The sequence below is a fragment of the Nonomuraea antimicrobica genome, from assembly GCF_039536965.1.
GTDB classification, from domain to species: domain Bacteria; phylum Actinomycetota; class Actinomycetes; order Streptosporangiales; family Streptosporangiaceae; genus Nonomuraea; species Nonomuraea antimicrobica.
This window is the reverse complement of record NZ_BAAAZP010000111.1, coordinates 73,773-93,139: the sequence shown is the minus strand read 5'-3', so window position 1 is coordinate 93,139 and position 19,367 is coordinate 73,773. Positions and strand designations below refer to the sequence as shown.

The 19,367-nt window shown below is 70.4% G+C and carries 14 protein-coding genes; 8 read left to right on the top strand and 6 right to left on the bottom strand.

Going from position 1 to position 19,367, the window contains the following annotated elements; translation table 11 throughout:
* From ABD844_RS31895 to ABD844_RS31880, 4 genes are all read left to right on the top strand, one after another.
* The coding region (locus tag ABD844_RS31895) for an amino acid adenylation domain-containing protein (RefSeq protein WP_344886419.1) at nt 1-5,110 on the top strand (5,110 nt) is incomplete at its 5' end.
* 7 nt (nt 5,111-5,117) lie between these two features.
* Complete coding sequence (locus tag ABD844_RS31890) at nt 5,118-6,797, top strand: ABC transporter transmembrane domain-containing protein (protein ID WP_344886418.1); 1,680 nt, start codon at nt 5,118-5,120, stop codon at nt 6,795-6,797.
* 63 nt (nt 6,798-6,860) lie between these two features.
* Complete coding sequence (locus ABD844_RS31885; RefSeq protein ID WP_344886417.1) at nt 6,861-7,073, top strand: MbtH family protein; 213 nt, start codon at nt 6,861-6,863, stop codon at nt 7,071-7,073.
* A gap of 107 nt (nt 7,074-7,180) precedes the next feature.
* Nucleotides 7,181-8,278, top strand: a complete 1,098-nt coding sequence (locus tag ABD844_RS31880) for an aldo/keto reductase (RefSeq protein WP_344886416.1) — start codon at nt 7,181-7,183, stop codon at nt 8,276-8,278.
* An 83-nt stretch (nt 8,279-8,361) separates the two neighbouring features.
* On the opposite strand, the gene ABD844_RS31875 is transcribed toward ABD844_RS31880, so the two are convergent.
* Nucleotides 8,362-8,841 carry a hypothetical protein gene (locus ABD844_RS31875; protein ID WP_344886415.1) on the bottom strand — a complete coding sequence of 160 codons (480 nt, stop codon included), beginning with the start codon at nt 8,839-8,841 and terminating at the stop codon, nt 8,362-8,364.
* Between the two features lie 373 nt (nt 8,842-9,214).
* Between ABD844_RS31875 and ABD844_RS31870 the strand changes: the two genes are divergently transcribed.
* Nucleotides 9,215-10,069 carry a hypothetical protein gene (locus tag ABD844_RS31870; RefSeq protein ID WP_344886414.1) on the top strand — a complete coding sequence of 285 codons (855 nt, stop codon included), beginning with the start codon at nt 9,215-9,217 and terminating at the stop codon, nt 10,067-10,069.
* Between the two features lie 427 nt (nt 10,070-10,496).
* Nucleotides 10,497-10,916 carry a hypothetical protein gene (locus ABD844_RS31865; RefSeq protein ID WP_344886413.1) on the top strand — a complete coding sequence of 140 codons (420 nt, stop codon included), beginning with the start codon at nt 10,497-10,499 and terminating at the stop codon, nt 10,914-10,916.
* Nucleotides 10,917-10,989: 73 nt separating this feature from the next.
* Here ABD844_RS31865 and ABD844_RS31860 read toward each other — a convergent pair whose 3' ends face one another.
* The 4 genes from ABD844_RS31860 to ABD844_RS31845 all read right to left on the bottom strand — a co-directional run bounded on the left by ABD844_RS31860 (nt 10,990) and on the right by ABD844_RS31845 (nt 17,009).
* Nucleotides 10,990-13,818 carry a fibronectin type III domain-containing protein gene (locus ABD844_RS31860; protein WP_344886412.1) on the bottom strand — a complete coding sequence of 943 codons (2,829 nt, stop codon included), beginning with the start codon at nt 13,816-13,818 and terminating at the stop codon, nt 10,990-10,992.
* Nucleotides 13,819-13,848: 30 nt separating this feature from the next.
* Nucleotides 13,849-14,679 (bottom strand): carbohydrate ABC transporter permease, encoded by an 831-nt coding sequence (locus ABD844_RS31855; RefSeq protein ID WP_344886411.1) that lies wholly within the window; start codon nt 14,677-14,679, stop codon nt 13,849-13,851.
* A gap of 92 nt (nt 14,680-14,771) precedes the next feature.
* Nucleotides 14,772-15,668, bottom strand: coding sequence for a carbohydrate ABC transporter permease (locus tag ABD844_RS31850; RefSeq protein WP_344886410.1), 897 nt, complete (start codon nt 15,666-15,668; stop codon nt 14,772-14,774).
* A 48-nt stretch (nt 15,669-15,716) separates the two neighbouring features.
* Complete coding sequence (locus tag ABD844_RS31845) at nt 15,717-17,009, bottom strand: extracellular solute-binding protein (RefSeq protein WP_344886409.1); 1,293 nt, start codon at nt 17,007-17,009, stop codon at nt 15,717-15,719.
* A 197-nt stretch (nt 17,010-17,206) separates the two neighbouring features.
* Between ABD844_RS31845 and ABD844_RS31840 the strand changes: the two genes are divergently transcribed.
* Nucleotides 17,207-17,944, top strand: coding sequence for a GntR family transcriptional regulator (locus tag ABD844_RS31840; RefSeq protein ID WP_344886408.1), 738 nt, complete (start codon nt 17,207-17,209; stop codon nt 17,942-17,944).
* A 1-nt stretch (nt 17,945) separates the two neighbouring features.
* Complete coding sequence (locus ABD844_RS31835) at nt 17,946-19,037, top strand: mannonate dehydratase (protein ID WP_344886407.1); 1,092 nt, start codon at nt 17,946-17,948, stop codon at nt 19,035-19,037.
* On the opposite strand, the gene ABD844_RS31830 is transcribed toward ABD844_RS31835, so the two are convergent.
* Nucleotides 19,006-19,367: substrate-binding domain-containing protein (locus tag ABD844_RS31830; protein ID WP_344886406.1), on the bottom strand; the 362-nt coding region annotated here is incomplete at its 5' end. The two genes, ABD844_RS31835 and ABD844_RS31830, sit on opposite strands and share 32 nt — an antisense overlap.

Below are 19,367 nucleotides of genomic sequence, written 5' to 3'. Positions count from 1 at the left end.
CCCCCAAGCCCCCCAAGCCTCCCGCGCCTCCCACTCCTTCCGCGACAGCGTCAGCCCGATCGGCGGCCCGATCCCCGGCCTGGTCACCCACCTGCTCGACGACCGGCTCCGGCCGGTGCCCCCGGGCCGGGTGGGCGCCATCTACGTCGCCGGCGACCAGGTGGCGCACGGCTATCTGGGCAGGCCGGGGCTCACCGCGAGCCGGTTCGTGGCCGACCCGTTCGCGGGTGACGGCTCCCGCATGTACCACACGGGCGACCTCGCCCGCCGCACGCTCGACGGCGAGTTGGAGTTCGTCGGCCGGGCCGACGACCAGGTGCAGCTCAAGGGCTTCCGCATCGAGCTGGGCGAGGTGGAGTCCGTGATCAGGGAGGTCGACGGCGTGGTGGACGTGGCGGTCACCGTGGCCGTCGGCGGCGACCACCTGGTGGCGCACGTCGTGGGTGACGCGCCGGACGACCTCGTCGGCCTGCTGTCGGCGAAGCTGCCCGCGTACATGGTGCCGGGCCTGGTGCTGCCGGTCGGCTCCCTGCCCCTGACGGTCAACGGCAAACTGGACCGCAAGGCCCTCGGCGAGCGCACCGCGCGGGACGACGCCTCAGTGATCGGTCGCGGGACCGCGAGCGGCTCCACCCTTGCCACGCTGGTGGCCGTCTTCGCCGAGGCGCTGCCCGGGGGCGAGGTGCACGGCGACACCGACTTCTTCGTCGCCGGGGGCGACAGCATCGTCGCGATCAGGGTGGTCAACCGGGCCAGGGCGCTCGGCCTGCCGATCACCGCACGTGAGGTGTTCCTGTACAGGACGCCGCGCGCGCTCGCCGCGCACCTGGCGACGCGCACGCCGCGGGCCCCGGCCGCCGTGCCTGCCCACGGCGAGGACGGCCCGCTGGCCCCGACGCCGATCATCCTGCGGCAACGGGAGCTGGGCGGCTCTCTCACCCGGTTCGCCCAGGCCAGGACGTTGGTGGCGCCCGAGGGCACCGGGTTCGGCGACGCCGAGCGCGCCGCGAACGCCGTCGTGGCCGCGCACCCGGCCCTGCGGCTGCGGCTGCGCGTCGAGCATGGCACGTGGGCCCTGCGCACCGAGCCCGCCCGCGAGGTCGCCGTCGCCCGTACGGACTCGACCGACGCGACGGCCGTGGCGAACGAAGCCGCCGGACGGCTCGATCCCGAGTCCGGGGAGATGATCGCGTTCTCGTGGCTGGCCGCGAGCCGGACGCTGGTGGTCACCGCGCACCACCTCGCCGTCGACTCGGTGTCCTGGCTGGTCCTGCTGGACGACCTCGCCGCCGCCCTGCGCGGGGCTCATCCGGAACCGCCGACCACGTCCTACGCCGAATACGCCGACGCGCTGACGAGCCGGTCCGCCCACGTGACCGACGACCTCGATCACTGGGTCACCACGCTCGAAGCGCCCGCGCTGCTGCCCGTCGTCGAAGGGCTGCGCGAGATCGAGGTGCAGGTCGCGCCCGAGGTGACCGCCCGCGTGACGCGTACCGCGCCGGACGCGCTCGGCGTCGGTCTCACCGAGTTGCTGTGCGGCGCGCTGCGTACCGCGCTGACGCGCATCCAGCGGTCGCCCGCCGACCTCGCGATCGAGGTGGAGCGGCACGGCCGGGTCCCGGTGCTCGAACACCACGACTACACGCGGACGGTCGGCTGGTTCACCTCCATCGCACCCGTACGGCTCACCGCGCACACCGACCCCGTCGCCGCGGCGCGCGAGGTCGCGGAACGCCAGCGGGACGAGCGCGGGCAGGTCGCCTACGGCCAGCTCAGGTACCTCAACCCGCAGACGGCCCCGCTGCTGGACGCGCGCCCCCAGGTGCTGTTCAACTACCTCGGCCGGGGCAGCGAGTCCCAATCCCTGCGCATCACCGGCGGCGACCAGCGCAGCCCGTACGCGGTCGAGGTCAACGCGTGGATCGACGCGGCCACCGGCGGCCTGCGCGCGGTCTTCACCCTCGCCGAGGGCATCCCCGACGAGCTGACCGAGCACTGGCGGCGCGCGCTCGAGTCGATCGCGGACGCCTGCGAGACGACCGAGCGGACGGCGCCGGTGACCCCGCTCCAGAAGGGCCTGTTCTTCCAGGCGCAACTGACGGGCCCGGCCGGGCACTACGTCGCGCAGAGCTACTTCGCCTTCGACCGGCGGCTGGACGCGGGCGCCCTGGCCGAGGCGATGGCACACGTGATCAGGCGGCACCCGGCCGTGGGCGCCGCCTTCACCACCGACGCCGGAGGAAACCCGGTCCAGGTCCTCGCGGCGAACCGGCGGGTCGACGTCCGCACGATAGAGCTGTCGACGGAGGCGGACGTCGAAGCCCTGCGCGCCCGGGACCGCGACACGGGCTTCGACCCGGGTGAGCCGCCGCTGATCCGGCTGACCGTGGTGCGCCTGCCCGGCGACCGCGACGGCCTGCTGCTGAGCTACCACCTGCTGCTGTGGGACGGCTGGTCACGCGAGATCGTCCTGCGCGACCTGTTCGACGCCTACGAGGCCGTCGTCGCGGGCGAGCCGCCGCACCCGGCCCCGGCCACGCCGAGCTTCGAGGACCACGCCCGGGCACTCGACGCCAAGGACACCTCCGCCGCGCACCGCTTCTGGGCCGGGCACCTGACCGGCCTGCCCGGCCCGACGCTGCTCGACGGGCCGTCACCGTTGCTCCCCGACGACCTGCCGCGCGCACTCGTGCGCATGCTGTCCGCCGAACAGTCGCGACTGCTGCGGACGGCAGCCAGGACACACGGCGTCACGCTGAACGCGGTGCTGACCGGCGCGCTCGGCCTGCTGCTCGGCGCGCACACGGGCCGAGGCGACGCCGTGTTCGGCGTGACCGTCTCCGGCCGGGAGGGCGAGGGCCTGTCCGGCATCGTCGGCGTCCTGCTCAACACCGTGCCCATGTGGACGCGGGCACGACCGGACGACACCGTGCGGGACTACCTGTCCGCCGTGCACGCGGCCAGAGCCGCGGCGATGGAGCACGAGCACCTGGGGCTCGGCGAGATCCAGCGGGCCAGTGGCCACGACACCCTGTTCGACAACCTGTTCGTGCTCCAGAACTTCCTGGACCTGGACGCGTTCGCCACGATGAACGCCAGGCACGGCATCACCGAGGTACGGGCCGACGACTCCACGCACTACCCGTTCACCTGGGTCGTCACGCCCGGCGACCGGCTCACGGTCAAGCTGGAGCATCGCGACCACGACGCGGAGCGCGCCCGCCGTCTCCTGGACGACTACGTACGCGTGCTCGACGACCTGGCCCGCGCGACCGGGCCGGTGGGCGCGCTGCGGGGATTCGGGCCGGAGCCCGAGCCGGCCGAACGGACGGACGTCGGCACCGACACCGTGGTCGACCGGTTCGACCGGGCGGCGGACCGCAGCCCGGAGCGGGTCGCGCTCGTCGCCCACGGCCGGACCATGACGTTCGCCGAGCTTCGGGACCGCAGCCGCGCGGTGGCGGGTGTGCTCGCCCGGCGCGGCCTCGGCCCCGAGAAGACCGTCGGCCTGGCGATCCCGCGCTCTCTCGACTCGATCGTGGCGCTGTTCGCCGTGTTGCGCGTCGGGGCCGCGTACGTGCCGCTGGAGCTGGACCACCCGGACGAGCGGATCGCCACCATCGTCGCGGACGCCCGGCCGGAGGTGATCCTCACCGTGAGCGCGGTCTCTCCCCGGCTGACCGGCGACCTGATCGAGCTGGACCGCCCCCTGCCGGAGGCCGAGCCCTTCACCACGTTCGCGCCGGACGATCCGAACCGCCTGCGGCACCCCGCCTACACCATCTACACCTCGGGATCGACCGGGAGGCCCAAGGGCGTGGTGACCGAGTACGCCGGGCTCACCAACATGCTGGTCAACCACCAGCGCCGGATCTTCGGCCCGGTGCTGGCGGAGCACGCGCACCGGGTCTTCAGGATCGCGCACACCGTGTCGTTCGCGTTCGACATGTCGTGGGAGGAGCTCCTGTGGCTCGCCGACGGCCACGAGGTGCACATCTGCGACGAGGAGCTGCGCCGCGACGCGCCCCGCCTGGTCGAGTACTGCCTGGAGCACGGCATCGACGTCGTCAACGTCACCCCCACCTACGCGCGGCAACTGGTGGCCGAGGGGCTGCTCGACGACCCGGCACGGCGGCCCGCGCTGGTGCTGCTGGGCGGCGAGGCGGTCACCCCGGCATTGTGGCGGCGGCTCGCCGAGACCGAGGGGACGGTCGGCTACAACCTGTACGGACCCACCGAGTACACCATCAACACCCTCGGCGTCGGCACCTTCGAGTGCCAGGACCCGGTGGTGGGCGTGGCGATCGACAACACCGACGTGTACGTGCTCGACCCTTGGCTGCGGCCCGTTCCGGACGGCGTTCCCGGCGAGCTGTACGTGTCGGGCGTCGGCATCGCGCGCGGCTATCTCGGGCAGCCCGCCCAGACCGCGCACCGGTTCGTCGCGTGCCCGTTCGGCGAACCGGGCGAACGCATGTATCGCACAGGAGACCTCGTGGTCCGGCGGCCCGACGGGAACCTGATGTACCTGGGCCGCACCGACCAGCAGGTCAAGATCCGGGGGCACCGGGTCGAGCCGGGCGAGGTCGAGGCCGCGTTCGCGGCGCACCCCGCGGTGCGGTTCGCCGCCGTGGTCGCCCAGCCCGAACCGGGGGGCGACGGCGCGTACCGGCTGGCCGCGTACCTCGTCCTGGGTGACTCCGACCTGGCGACGGTCGCCGCCGAGGTGGGCGGCGGGCTGCCGGACCACCTGCGCCCCACGCACTACGCCGACGTCGCCGCCATCCCGCTGACGGTGAACGGGAAGGCCGACGTCAAGGCGCTGCCGGAGGCCAGGCCGTTGGGCGCGCTGACCACGGCGGGCGAGCGCGGCCCGGTGACCGGGACCGAGGCGGTGGTGTGCGAGTTCTTCGCCGAGGCGCTGGACCTGGACGAGGACGAGGTGAGCGCGGTGAGCGACTTCTCGTCACTCGGAGGGCACTCCATGCTGGCCGTACGACTGATCGGGCTGCTCCGCCGCGAGTACGGCCCCGTGATCACCATCCGTGACCTCCTCGCCCTGCGAACCCCGGAAGCGATTGCCCGGCACCTCGATGACAACTCCTGACCAGCACATGTCCCTGACCGGATCCGGCATCCTGCGGACCGCGCTGCGGCGCAACGCGGGCGCCATGACCTGGGGCACCGTCCTCATGGGCATGTACCAGGCCGCCGAGACCGCCTTCCCCATCGCGCTCGGACTGATCGTCGAGCACACGCTGCGGGAGCGCAGCCTCGCCTCCCTGGGCTGGTCGATCGCCGCGCTCGCCGTGATCATCACGACCGTGTCGCTGTCGTGGCGGTTCGGCATGCGCATCCTGCAGAAGGCCAACACGACCGAGGCGCACCGCTGGCGGGTACGGGTCGCGGCCTGCGGGCTGCAACCGGTGGCCAGGGACGTCGATCTCAAGTCCGGCGAGGTCCTGACCATCGCCACCGAGGACGCCGACCAGACCGCGGACATCATCGAGGTGGTGCCGCTGCTGGTCAGCTCACTGGTCGCGGTGCTGATCACCGCGGTCGCGCTGGGCACGGCCAGCGTCTGGCTCGGCCTGCTGGTGATCGTGGGAACCATCGCGATCCTGTCGATCCTGAGCGTGATCTCCCAGCGGATCGGCGCCGGCACCCGCGAACAGCAGGCCCGGGTCGCGCGGGCGGGCGCGAAGGTGGCCGACCTGATCACCGGCCTGCGCCCGCTGCACGGCTTCGGCGGCAACCACGCGGCGTTCCTGTCCTACCGGAAGGTCAGCACGGAGGCGAAGAGCCAGGCGATCACCGTCGCGAAGGTGAACGGCGCGTACGCCGGCGCCGCGCTCGCGCTCAACGCGGTCCTCGCCACCGCCGTGACCCTGACGGCCGGGTGGCTGGCGTTCGACGGCCGGATCAGCATCGGGCAACTCGTCATGGGCGTGGGGCTGGCGCAGTTCATCATGGAACCGCTCAAGCTGTTCTCGGAGATGCCGAAGTACGTGATGGTCGCGCGCGCGTCGGCCGAGCGGATGGCGCTGGTCCTGGCCGCGCCCGCGGTGATGACCCCGGGGACACGGCGCCCGTCCGCGGGCGGGGACCTGGAGGTCGACGACGTCCGATACGGGTCACTGCGCGGGCTGAAGTTCCACGTGTCCGCCGGCGAGTTCGTGGCGATCGCCGCCTACCGGCCGCGCGCGGCGGCCGACCTCGTCTCCCTCCTGGCCGTGCACGTCCCGCCCGGCGCGTACGAGGGGGTCGTGCGGGTCGGCGGGCACGAAACGCGGGACCTGTCGATCGAGGCGGTCCGCGAGCACCTGCTGGTGAACCCGTACGACGCGGAGATCTTCGCGGGCACCCTCCGTACGAACATCGACCCGGCGGGCACCGGCCGCCTGGTCGCCGAGGCCGTCGAGGCGTCCATGCTGACCGACGTCATCGCCCTCCACCACGAGGGGATCGACCACGGCGTCCGCGACCGGGGCGCGAACCTCTCCGGCGGGCAGCGCCAACGGCTGTCCCTGGCCCGCGCTCTCGCCGCCGACGCCGACATCCTCGTCCTGCACGACCCGACGACCGCCGTCGACGCGGTCACCGAACAGCTCATCGCGCGCAACGTCGCACGGCTGCGCCGCGACCGCACCACCATCGTGATCACCAGCAGCCCGGCCTTCCTGGACGCCGCCGACCGCGTCCTCGTCCTGGACGACGGCGTCATCACCGCGGAGAGCACCCATCGCGACCTCCTCACCACCGACGAGGACTACCGCTCGGCCGTGGCCCGATGAGCCCACGTCGTCGCCCTCGACGGCGTGCCACCCGACCCATCTGACTCCCCGGAGGGACCGAACATGACCACCAACCCGTTCGACGACGCCGACGGCCGTTTCCTGGTCCTGGTCAACGCCGAGAACCAGCACTCCTTGTGGCCCTCCTTCGCGGAGGTCCCGGCCGGCTGGACCGTCGTCCTCACCGAGCACACCCGGGCCGCCTGCCTGGACTACATCGAGACCCACTGGACCGACCTGCGCCCTCGTTCCCTGACCCGGACCAGGAACGACTGACCGCTCGCGCGCCCTCTCCTGATCCGGCCGGGCCATTTCTGGACTTGACAGTCCATTTTTGGCTGCGCAAGCTGAACCGCGTCGTATCTGAACGGAGAGGGACCGCCATGCCCATGGACCGCTACTACCTGCTCGGACGCTCAGGACTGCGCGTCAGCCCGCTGGCGCTGGGCACGATGAACTTCGGCACCGGCGGCTTCCACGCCGCCTACGGCAAGACCGAGGAGGAGGCCCGCCCGATCTTCCGCCGCTATCTCGAAGCGGGCGGGAACTTCATCGACACCGCGGACTTCTACACCGCCGGCGAGAGCGAGGTCATCCTCGGCAACCTCATCGCCGAGGCCAAGGTACGCGACCGGCTGGTACTCACCACCAAGTACACCAACAGCGTGGACCCCGGCGATCCGAACGCGGGCGGCAACGGCCGCAAGCACATGATCAGGGCGGTCGAGGCGTCGCTGCGCCGCCTGCGGACCGACCACGTCGACCTGTTCCTGCTGCACACCTGGGACCGGATCACGCCGGTCGAGGAGGTCATGCGCACCTTCGACGACCTCACCAGGGCCGGGAAGATCCGCTACGCGGGCCTGTCGGACGTACCCGGTTGGTACGCCTCCCGCGCCCAGACCTACGCCGAGGCCCACTCCCTCGAACCGGTGGTCAACCTGCAGTTGCCCTACTCCCTCATCAGCCGGGCGATCGAGCTGGAGCACGTCCCGATGGGACAGAGCCTGGGGCTCGGCATCACCGCGTGGAGCCCGCTCGGCGGCGGCTTCCTGACCGGCAAGTACCGGCCCACCGGCCAGGGGGTGACGGGAGCGGGCCGGCTCAGCGGCTCCGGGCAGTCGTGGACGGAGCAGGAGTGGCGGCTCCTGGCCACGGTCGAGAGCGTCGCGGGCAGGCTGGGCGTCTCGGCGGCCCAGGTCGCGCTCAACTGGGTCGCCACCCAGCCCGGCATCGCCGCCGCGATCGTCGGCGCGAGCAGCGCGGAACAACTCGACGTGAACCTGGCCGCGCTCGACTTCGAGCTGCCCGCGGACCTGCGCGCCGAACTCGACGAGGCGAGTGCCGTGCCGCCCCCGTCGGTCTACCGCATGTTCACGCCGGACTACCAGAGCTGGCTGGTCAGCCCGGGCGTCAAGGTCGGGGACAAGCCGGCCGGATACGCCCCGGTCGTGCGCAACTGGGTCCCCGGCCAGGGCTGAAGGGCCGCAAGGTCTCCGAGCGGATGGACTTCCTGGTCGTTGATCCATCCGCCGGAGACCTCACTCGGCCACGACAGCAGGGCCTAGTCGCAGAACCGCCACGAGGTCGTGGTGGAGCCGTAGATCAAGCCGCCGTAGATCGCCTTGATGGATCCCGTCCACTTGATGCACGTGTCGGCGGCGTAGCCGCTGGCCGCCGCGTAGTGGGCGTAGTTACCCTCGTCCCTGATGGTCGTCCTGCCCTGGCGCTCCAGGACGGCCTCCGTGTAACTGGCCACGCCGTCCGCCCGGCCGACCCGCAGAGTGACTACGCAGTTCTCCTGATAGGTGCCGTTCCACAACACATAGACTTCGCCCAAGGGCATGTTGTTCTGGTCATCCCAAAGGTCATTCCTGATGAGCTGCGTATAGGCGCCGTTCGGCCAACCGCACCCCTGCTCGGAAACGACGGCTTCGCGCAGGGTGTGGGCCGAGGCGGGCGAGGCCACGAACGCGATCGAGGCGAGCACAAGGCCAAGGGCTAAACCGACACGCACGACCACCCGCCGGTACGTCTGGGACATGACAAGTCCTCTCTGGTAGGTACAGCCACGTCCACTCCGGCAGGACCCGGCGCGATTGTCAATACCCGTGGATCATGAAGTTCTGGTCGCCTGCCGGCAACGCCAGCAACGGGTGAGGGTACGGCGACCTCCCGGCATGACGGGTTCGCGCTGCCTTGGTCCGGTGGGCCGGGCCGCGGCGCACAGTGATGCCGGCCGCGCGCAGCCTGCCCGCAGTCGGATTATCGGTCACGCAATTTTGGACCGTCGTGGCAAATAGCGGTCAGCATACTTGTCGGGTCCGGCCGGAAGGCGCACAGTCGAGGCACAATTATCCGACTCTGGAGGACGGATGAACGGAAAGGGCGCACCAAATCCCAGCAACAGAATCACGGTGAGACGACTCTTATCGGCCGGCCTCGCGATATTCGCCGCCGCCTTCCTCGTCGCCCCGCCCGCGGCGGCCCTGGCGCTGCCGACGCCGAAGGAGTTCGTGTCGTATCTGGACCTGGAGTGCTTCAGGACCACCGCGTACCAGCCGCCGGCCGTCCCGCTGACGCTGCGCCACATCAACCCCGTGCTCGTCAACCAGCCACCCGTGCAGGTCACGCTCGGCCAGCGCGAGCAGTTGTGCGTCCCGGTGGCCAAGAACAACGTCGTCCCGCCGTCGAGCGTGCTCGGCTACCTCAGGTTCGTCGACCTTTCGTGCTACCGGGTGACCGGGCCGCAGATCAACCAGAACCTGAGCCTTCGCCATCTCAACCCGGTCCTGCAGAACGTGCCGGGCTTCAGCGCCACGCTGCTCGCGCCCCAGCACCTGTGCGTGCCGGTCGCCAAGAACGGCGTGATCCCCACCCCCGACATCCTGCAGGTCATCTCCCACATCGACCTGCTGTGCCATGCGCACCAGCCGAATCCGGCCATGAACCTGGGCCTCAACCTCACCCAGCTCAACCCGGTGCTGACCAATCAGATCCCGCCCAGGTCCGTACAGGTCACCACCGCCCGCCAGCTCTGCGTACCGGTGCAGAAAGGCGGTGACGAGATCCCACCGGACGTCTTCGAACTCGTCCGCTGGATCGACCTGGAGAAGTTCGACATCACCGGCCAGGCCATCGCCCCGGTGTCGCTGACGCTGAGACACCTCAATCCGGTGCTGGGCAACCTCCCGGCCGAGGAACTCAGAATCACCGGCCCCGCACAGCTCGCCGTCCCCGTCTCCAAGAACGGCGCGGTGCCACCCGGCTGAGTTCGCCGAGAAATGCCGCCCACGGTAAATTCCGGCAGGGCTGGAACTGACGCCACACGCAAATCAGTATGGCGCTCCATATGCGGGTGAAGGCCCGGCTCGCGAATCCCGCGAAAGGGTCATCAAAGCGGGACGAGCGAGCCGCGCCCATAACCATCGAACACATTGCCCGGGTCATTGCGCCTTGGCCGACGTGTCGCGAGCCACGCCGCCAGGACGTCCGCCACCACCGTGGGCGGAACGTGTGCTCATCCTCGCCTCATACCGCCGCGAACGATCAGCACACGTGCGGCCTTCGGGCAGGCTTGGAGCGCCGCTGCAAGGGCGACAGACCCCTGTGTGAATCGTCACATCAAGTCTGATTTGTGGTGGTGGTCACGGGCCGGTGGTATCCATGATCACATCAATGGCATGTGAAAGGAAACCCGTGCGCACACGCAAGCTGGCGACCCTCCTGGCCGGCGCCGCCCTGGCCGCCTCCACCACGCTGATGGTGAGCGCCGCCCCGGCCAGTGCGGTTGGACCCTGCGGCAGCGGCTACACCCGGGTCGACGTCTACCCCATCCCCAAGACCGGGTCCCGCACGGGCACGTTGGAGGTGTACTACAACTCCAGCGCCGGCAAGAACTGCGCCCTGGCCTACGGCTACGGTTCCTACAACGGCACCACGACCTGGAAGGGTGTCTCGATCTCGCGAGGCAACGACACCGGGTACGACGTCGACGCCGACTACTACCAGTACTACGCCGGCCCGGTGTACGTCTCCGCGCCCGGCCAGTGCATCGACGTGAGCGGAACGGTAGTGGCAGGGAAGAGCATCGACCTCGAAGACGTGCACTGCGACTGAGCCTCGTCCGACCAGCAGGGGTGCCCTCCAGGTGAACGCGGAGGGCACCCTTGCTGAGCGCCCTGCCTGAGCGCTACGAGCCGTCGAGTGGGCCGGTGGCCCGTCCGTTGCCGGGCGTGAGCCTGGTCGCGGCGGGGCGGGCCGGAGCCGGGAGGGTCGTCACCGTCCACTGGTCGAAGTCGTAGACCACGGAGGCGCCGTCCACCGAGGCGGTGAACGTGGCGCCCAGCTTGTCCTGCCGCAGCCACGGGGTGTCGAACAGCTTGAACGAGTCGTAGTCGATCGCCGTGCCGTTGACGAGGTGGGCGGGGCCGGGCGCCTGGGCCGCGGCGTCGAAGGTGAGGTCGAGCTCGTCCCCGCTCAGGCTGTGGTAGACGAGCCGGGGATTGGCGTCATCGAGGTGGCTGACGTCCATGCGCGTGGTGCTGACCAGGGCGTCCGCGAACGCGTCGAGGTCGGCGTACGCAGAGGCGTCCGCCGTCTCCAGGGCCCAGCCGTTCGTGTCGGCCTGGCTGCGCAGGATGTCGTAGCTGTAGCTGAGAGCGGCGGTCGGGTGGGTCTGCGCCGTCGTCTTCACCCTGTTGGCCGGGTCGTTCGGCGTCTGGCGGTACCACGTGCCCGGCTTGACCAGCTTGTACGCGAAGTACATGGACCCGGCGTCGGCGACCGTCCATCCGCCGACCTCGCGGCGCTCGCGGATCGAGCCGGAGGTGGGGAACAGCGCGTTGAGGTAGTTGGAGGTCTGGTCGCCCGACGACTTGTAGACGCCCAGCGCCGTCGGGCCGTTCTGCATCACGCGGTGGTTGGCGGGCTGGTTGTACGTGCCGATCGGGGCGGTGCCCTGGTCGGCCGACAGCCGGAAGAGCGGGTTGGCGGCGTCGGAGTGCCAGCGGAGCACGACCGGCAGGTCCTCGATCCAGTTGTCGACCCGGCGGTACTGGACCTCCGTGCCGAGACCCCAGGTGGGGCGTACGTAGCTCGTGCGGTAGATGTCCATCGCCCGCCCGCTCGAGTTCTGCAGGTTCGTCTTGCGGGAGGTGTACGACTTGTCGGTCCGCCGGCCGATCCGCACGGCGAGCTCGGGCGGCGCGTACGTCATCCCCCGCCAGGCGGCGAGGCCGGCGTACTCGAGGTTCGGACGGTACGCCGCCGGCGCCGGGTTGTCCGATTCGCCGACGCCCTGCTGCGCCCGGTGGCTGCCGAAGTACGTCCAGGCGAGCGTCGAGTGGTCCGCCGCCCGCCACGTCGGGTCGTTGGCCGCGTGCGCGTCGCCCTTGGCCCGGCTCTCCGACGAGATCATGTAGCCGTCGATCCAGTCGTTCGCCCACTCGAACCACATGACGTCCATCGCCATCTTGACCTGCCGGCGGAGGTCGGCGTCGTCGGCCCACTGGTAGACGGCGTTGAGGCAGAAGTACGTCATGAAGGTGTACTCGGGGCTCTGGTACTCGGCCCATCCCCGCCGCACGCCCGCGTTCACCATCTCGAGGAGGTTGGCCTTGTTGATGCTCTTCAGCACCTCCCCGGAGTTGCCGTTCAGGTCGGCGAGGTCGGGGAAGTACTGGCCGACGAGGTAGCCGGTGGCGTAGTTGCTCATCCGCAGGTTCTCGGTCTGCGGGTGCTTCTGGTAGGCGTACGAGGCGAAGTAGCTCCGCACGTGCGCCAGCGTGCCGGCGCTGAACTGGTCCCCGACCATGAGGTAGGCGTACATCTTCGCCATGGTCTTGTACTGCTCGTAGTCGTAGCTCTGGAAGAGCGTGTCGAGCTTGGCGAGGTTGGCCGCCACGTTCTCGTGGTCCGCGAGCTGCGCCGTGTACTGGGCCACGTTGACCGCGCCGCTCTCCTCCTTCATGGCCTTGGTCTTGTCCCACAGCCAGCCCGACCGGGTCTCGCGGGTGCCGGGGAACGGGGCCGGCGACTCGGGCACGTACGGGCCGGTGGTGGCGGTGAGCGGTGCGCTCGGCGCGCTGACCTTGCCGCTCGCGTCCTTCGCCCGCACCGTGAACGTGTAGCTCGTCGCGGGCATCAGGCCGCCCACGACCGCGGAGGTGGCGTTCCCGGCCACGGACGTGACCTGGTAGCCGTCACGGTAGACGTCGTACCCGGTCACGCCGACGTCGTCGGTGGAGGCCGTCCAACTGAGCGAGACGCCGCTGGAGGACACGGCCCCGCGGGTGAGCGCCGCCGGCGCGGTCGGGGGCGCCGAGTCGGAGACGCTGCCCAGCTCGTAGACGCCGAGGTCGTCGACGACGATCGCCTCGTCGGTGCCGCCGGTGTCCACGCGTACCGAGAAGCCGACCTCGACCGTCGAGATGAGCCGCTGACCGCCGTTGGGCACGATCGTGAAGCGGTACTGCGCGAGGTCGGTCTCGTCGACCTGCGACAGGGCGCTGGAGGTGCCGGTGTAGGCGGAGGTCGTGGTGACGCTCACCGCCGGGACGGGGAACCGGGGCACCAGGTTGTTGTCGAAGTTGCCGAACTGGATCTGCGCGTAGATGTCCTTGGCGACGGGCTTGGTGCCGGCCGCGCTCCGCTTGAGTTCGTAGCGCAGCGCGAACTGCTGGGCGGGGCTGCCCACCGGCAGGGCGTAGACGGCGTTGATTCGGTCCTTCAGCGCACCGGAGGACCAGCGCCGGGAGAAGTAGCTCGACAGGTTCGTGCCCTGGGCCGCGTCCCGGAGTTCGACAGCGTTGTCACCGCCCACGCTCACGATCTGCTGGGTGCCTCCCGAGGCCGGGTTGGCCACGGTCAGCGAACTCGTGCCGCTGTCGAATCCGGTGTCCATGTCGGCGGCGAGGAGGTTGACCGGTGGGGGGTCGGCTGCTTCGGCGGCGGCTCCATGCGGCGCCACGAGCAGCGCGGCGGCGCATAAGGAGGCCAGTGCCCCGGCCAGGATGGTCATGAGTCACCCTTTCGCTGGTGTGCGGGTCGGCTACTTGACGGCCCCCGTCGCGAGGCCCTTGCTCCAGAACGACTGCAGCGACAGGAACATGGCGACCACGGGCACGATGGAGACGAGCGCGCCCGTGACGACGGTGCTGTAGCCGATGGGATAGCCCTGCAGCTCGCGCCAGCCGACGAGACCGACGGTCACCGGCTGGAGTGACGTGTCGGCGAGCATGAGTGAGGGCAGCAGGAAGTTCGTCCAGATCGCGACGAACTGGAACAGGAATATCGTCACCATCGCGGGCGCCATGAGTCGCACGCCCATCGCGAAGATGCGTAGTTCTCCTGCGCCGTCGATCCGGCCCGCCTCGAGCAGGGCGTCCGGGATCGAGGACGCGGCGTAGATCCGGCTGAGGTACACGCCGAAAGGGCTGACGATGCTCGGGATGAAGACGGCCCAGAACGTGTTGATCGTGCCGGTGAAGCTGAACACCAGGTAGAGCGGGATGGCGAGCACGGGCGCGGGCAGGAGCACCGCGGCCAGCACGGTGCCGAAGACCGCCTCGCGGCCGGGGAAGGCGAACTTCGCGAGCGCGTACCCGCACATGGACGCCAGGATCGTGGAGACGATCCCGCCGCCCACCGCGTACAGCAGCGAGTTGAGCAGCCAGCGCGCGTAGATGCCGCCCTGAGCCTGGAACAGGGTCTGGACGTTCTCCACCAGGGCGAAGCGCTCGCCGAACCAGAACCCGTTGCCCGAGAAGATCTCCCCGCCGCCCTTGGTGGCGGAGACGACCAGCCACCACACCGGGAGGAGGAAGTAGACGGCGAACAGGGTCATGACGGCCAGCACGAACGCGCGTGAGAAGGGACTCACGGTCGTGAGCGGGTGCGTCCTGGGCCGCCGCCGGCGGCTCGGCGCCTTGGCGACGGGATCGGTTCGCGGGGGCGATTGCAGTGCGGCGGTCATCAGGTGACGCTCCTGGCCGAGGCGCGGAAGACGAGAACGGACAGCACGCAGATCAGGGCTCCGAGCACCACGGACTGCGCGGCCGCGTAGTTGAAGTCGTTGGCCGAGAGCGAACGGACGGCGGCCATGATCGGGGTGTAGGTGGACGACAGGTTCGGCGCCACGGCCTTCATGGTGACCGGCTCGTTGTAGAGCTGGGCGGTGCCGATGATGGAGAAGACGAGCGTGAGCAGCAGGGCCGGCCGGATCAGCGGGACCTTGATGAGCAGCGCGGCCTTCCAGCCTGAGCAGCCGTCCAGGGCGGCGGCCTCCATCGTCTCCTCGGGGATGGCCTGCAGCGCCGCGAAGATCAGGATCGTGTTGTAGCCGGTCCAGGCCCACGTCAGGATGTTCGCGATCGAGAACGGCAGGGCGCCGTCGGTGACGAAGCTGAGGTCCACGCCGATCGAGGCGAAGAACCCGGTGATGGGGCTCAGCGTGGGCGCGTACAGGAACGACCACACCAGGGCCGCGATCACCCCGGGCAGCCCGTAGGGCACGAAGTACGCGATCCTGAAGAACCTGCGTCCCCTCGACACGGACGAGTCGAGGAGCAGGGCGAGGACGAGCGCGATGCCCAGCATCACGGGCACCTGGACGACGCCGATGAAGCCCACCCGGCCCAGGGCCGCGATGAAGTCCGCGTCCTGGAAGATCCGCACGTAGTTGCCGAGCCCCGCGAACACGGTCTCCGCGCCGCCGAGGCCCAGGCCGGAGCGTTTCACCGCGAAGAAGCTCTGGACCACGGAGTACCCGGCGGGCACCAGGTAGACGACGACGAAGAGCAGGAGGAACGGCAGCACGAACGGCGCGGCTCGCCGGAGCTCGCGAAGCCGGCTCGGCCGCTGTCTCGTCACGGGGGACACGATGACCTTGTCTGTCGAAGGGCCGGGGTGTGCGCGGGGCTACTTGCCGACGGAGAAGCCCTGGGCCTGCAGCGCGGAGACCGTGCCCGTCTGGGCGCCGTTCAGCGCGTCCTGGAAGGTGGCGCTCTTGGCGGGCACCTTGCCGAGGCCGTCACCGAGGGCCGAGGCCGTGGTGGACATCACCGGGCCCCACCGCCAGTTCGGGTTCACCTTGGCCGACTCCGCGCGGAACAGCTGGTAGATGGCCTGGCCGCCGTAGTAGCTCTCCGGGGCGTCGAGCGCCGGGTTGGCGAGCCCGGACGCGGAGGCCGGGAGGATCGCCGCGGACTTGATCAGGTTCGACACGGACTTGTCGTCGGTCGACATCCACAGGGCGAACTCGGTGGCCTCCTTGGGATTCGCGCAGCCCTTCATGACGGCCGTGGCCGAGCCGCCCGAGTTGCCGACGGAGTCCGCGGTGTCCCAGCGGGGCATCGGCGCGACGGCCCACTTGCCCGCGGAGCCGGCGGCGTTGTCCCTGATCAGCGATGCCGACCAGACCGGGCCGACCTCCGCCCACACCTCGCCGCTGTTCCATGCGGTGTAGAGCGCCGCGTCGAAGGCCGGATAGGACGTGACGAGGTCCTCGTCGAAGAGCCCCTGCCAGTAGCCGGCGACCTTGCTGTTGGCGGCGCTGTTCATCGAGACCGTCCAGGCGTCGCCGCTGACCCCGAACCAGGGGGCGTCGCCCTGCCAGGCGAACCCCGCGTAGAGGTAGGGGTCGGTGGGCAGGTTCATGATGCGGGACTTCGGGTCGGCGGCCTTCACCGCCGCGGCGGCCGTCCTGAACTCCTCCCAGGTCTTCGGCGCCTCGATCTTCGCGCTCTTGAAGAGGTCGGAACGGTAGAACAGGCCCATCGGCGCGGTGTCGACCGGCACGCCGAAGATCTTGCCGTCGATGCCGACGTTGCCCCACACCCAGTCGGGGAACTCGGCCCGCCGCGGCGCGGCGTGCTCGCTGACGTCCTGAAGGAGCCCGGCGGCGAGGAAGCTGGCGAACGTCTCGTAGCCGATCTGCGCGAGGCAAGGGGCCGTGCCCGCCTTGGCGGCGGTGAACATCTTGTCGTAGCCGCCCGCGCCGCCGTCGGTGATGGCCTCGTACTTCACCTGGATGCCGGGGTGGGACTCGTTCCACAGCGCGACGGACTTCTCGTAGCCCGCGGCCCAGCCCCAGAAGGTGAGGCTCACCGGGCCGCTGGTGCTCGCCCCGGTGGTGCCGGAGCACCCCGTCAGCGCGAGGCCGGTGGCGGCGATGGCGGCGGCCGCGGTGAGTCGCGCGTTTCGGTTGAGCATGACGTCCTCACAACTGTTGTTCAGGGTTTTTCTCGGGTGATCAGCGGCGGCGGGCACGGCCGTCGAGAGCGTTCGGCGCCCGCTATGGGGTCCGGCGGCCGACCGCGTGCCGGAGGGCGCTTTGTTTCCCCTTTGCGACGATCAGGTTAATGGCTGGATACTTGCATACAAGCTATTCACATGCAACGATCAATTTCGTGAGTTCCCATCGAGCGCTCGTCCCCGAGCCCACGCCCGCCGGGCGCGACCCGAGGCTGTCGCCGGTCACCCGAGACCGCGCGCCGACCCGGACCTCCGATCGCGTCTACGACGAGTTGGTCTCCGCGATCCGCGAGCTGCGACTCGTCCCCGGAGCCTCCCTGTCCGAGACCGACCTCGCCGAACGGCTGCACGTCAGCCGCACGCCGGTGCGGGAAGCCCTGGCCCGGCTCGTGGACGCGGGACTCGTACGGGTCGTGCCGCAGGTCGGCACCCGAGTCGGGCTGATCAGCCTGCGCGATGTGGAGGAGGCGCGTTTCGTCCGCGAGAGCCTGGAGGTCGCGGCCTTCGAGAAGGTGTGCGCCGATCCGGAGCCAGACGTCACCGTGCTGCGCGAGCTGCTTGACCGGCAGGAGCACAGCTATCGCACCGAGGACTACGACGCCTTCTTCGCGTCCGACGAGGCCCTGCACAGCGAGATCTTCTCGCTCAGCGGCTATCCGCGGGCGTGGCAGGCGGTGCAGCGGATGAAGCTGCAGCTCGACCGGCTGCGCCGGCTCGCCCTGCCCGACCTGGCCGCGGTGCGGGAGCTGATCGACGAGCACACGAAGATCGTCGACGCGCTGGAGGCCGCCGACCTGCCGACCGGCCGCGCCCTGATCAGCCGGCACGCCAGGCGCGCTCTCGAGCTCGGCCCGTCGTTGCGCGCCGAGCACCCCGACTACTTCACGGACTGAAATGACCATCCGCATCTCCCTGGGCCACATCGACAGGTACGACTCCCGCGTCGCGACCTTCGCCCACCAGCTCGGGCTCACGGGCGTGCAACTGCACACGCCCGACCTGCTGCCCGGAGCCGACGGCCACTGGAGCCTGGCCGAGCTGAAGGCACTCAGGGAACGCTGCGACGCCGACGGGCTGTCGATCGACGGCCTGGAGAACGTCCCGGTCGCCCACTTCTGGAAGATCCAGCGCGGCCTGCCCGGCAGGGACGAGCAGATCGCGAACTACCGGAAAACCCTCCGCAACCTCGCCGCCGTCGGCATCGACCTGCTCGGCTACAACTTCCTCGCCACCTACGTCTGGCGCACCGACATGGCCGCGAAGGGCCGCGGCGGCGCCCTGGTCACCGCCTTCGACCTCGACGCGGCACATCGCGGCAACGCCCTGGCCGGCTACCGGCTGACCCCGGACCAGCCCGTGGACGAGCCGATCACGGCCGACCAGATGTGGGCCAACCACCAGTACTTCCTCGACGCCGTTCTCCCCGTCGCGGAGGAGGTCGGCGTGCGGCTCGCCCTGCACCCCGACGATCCGCCCGTCGACGAGCCCCTGGGGGGCGTCGCCCGGATCTTCACCTCCCCGGCCGCCATCGGGCGGGCGCGCGAGCAGGCCGGGGGCAGCCCGTCATGGGGGCTGAACCTCTGCCTCGGGACGGTGTCGGAGATGGCCGGCGAGCAGAGCGTCAACGAGGTCATCGACCTCCTGGGGCCGTCCATCTTCTACGTCCACTTCCGGGACGTGCGCGGGACGGTGCCGCGTTTCCGCGAATGCTTCCTCGGCGAGGGAAACTACAACCCGGCACGGGTGATCCGCCGGCTCGCCGACTCCGGGTTCGCCGGGTTCCTCATCGACGACCACGTACCGGCCATGATCGGAGACCTGGACACCTGGGGCGACACGTCCTCCGAGGCGTACTGCAGCCGGGGCCGGGCACACGCGATCGGATACCTGCAGGGCGTGCTGAACGGCCTGGCGCTCGACGAGCCTGACGAGACCCGCGCGCCGGACGGCCGGCTCACCCGGCCGGAGGTCTCTCCGAGCCCCTGAGGACGAGCCGCGTGGGGAGCACCCGGGTGGCGAACGGCGAGGTGCCGCCGTTCAGCCGGGCGAGCACCAGCTCGGCCGCGGTGCGCCCCATCAGCTCGATGTCCTGGCTCACCACCGACACCGGCGGATCGCCGAGCAACGACGTCTCGAAGTCGTCGAAGCCGACGAGGGGCAGCCGCCGGCCGGCCTGCTGGAACGCCAGCAGCGCGCCGATCGTCGCGCGGTTGTTGGCCGTGAAGAGCGCGTCGGCCGAGCCGTCGCGGAGCAGGCCGTCCACCTCGCGTTCGGCCTGCTCCCGGGTGTGCGCCGTGGTGATCGCGAACGGGCCGC

Bases quoted from the DNA above. Each gene is read 5' to 3' on its own strand.
- ABD844_RS31890 (WP_344886418.1), top strand. From the start codon at position 5,118: ATGTCCCTGACCGGATCCGGCATCCTGCGGACCGCGCTGCGGCGCAAC.
- ABD844_RS31885 (WP_344886417.1), top strand. From the start codon at position 6,861: ATGACCACCAACCCGTTCGACGACGCCGACGGCCGTTTCCTGGTCCTG.
- ABD844_RS31880 (WP_344886416.1), top strand. From the start codon at position 7,181: ATGCCCATGGACCGCTACTACCTGCTCGGACGCTCAGGACTGCGCGTC.
- ABD844_RS31875 (WP_344886415.1), bottom strand. From the start codon at position 8,841: ATGTCCCAGACGTACCGGCGGGTGGTCGTGCGTGTCGGTTTAGCCCTT.
- ABD844_RS31860 (WP_344886412.1), bottom strand. From the start codon at position 13,818: ATGACCATCCTGGCCGGGGCACTGGCCTCCTTATGCGCCGCCGCGCTG.
- ABD844_RS31845 (WP_344886409.1), bottom strand. From the start codon at position 17,009: ATGCTCAACCGAAACGCGCGACTCACCGCGGCCGCCGCCATCGCCGCC.
- ABD844_RS31835 (WP_344886407.1), top strand. From the start codon at position 17,946: ATGACCATCCGCATCTCCCTGGGCCACATCGACAGGTACGACTCCCGC.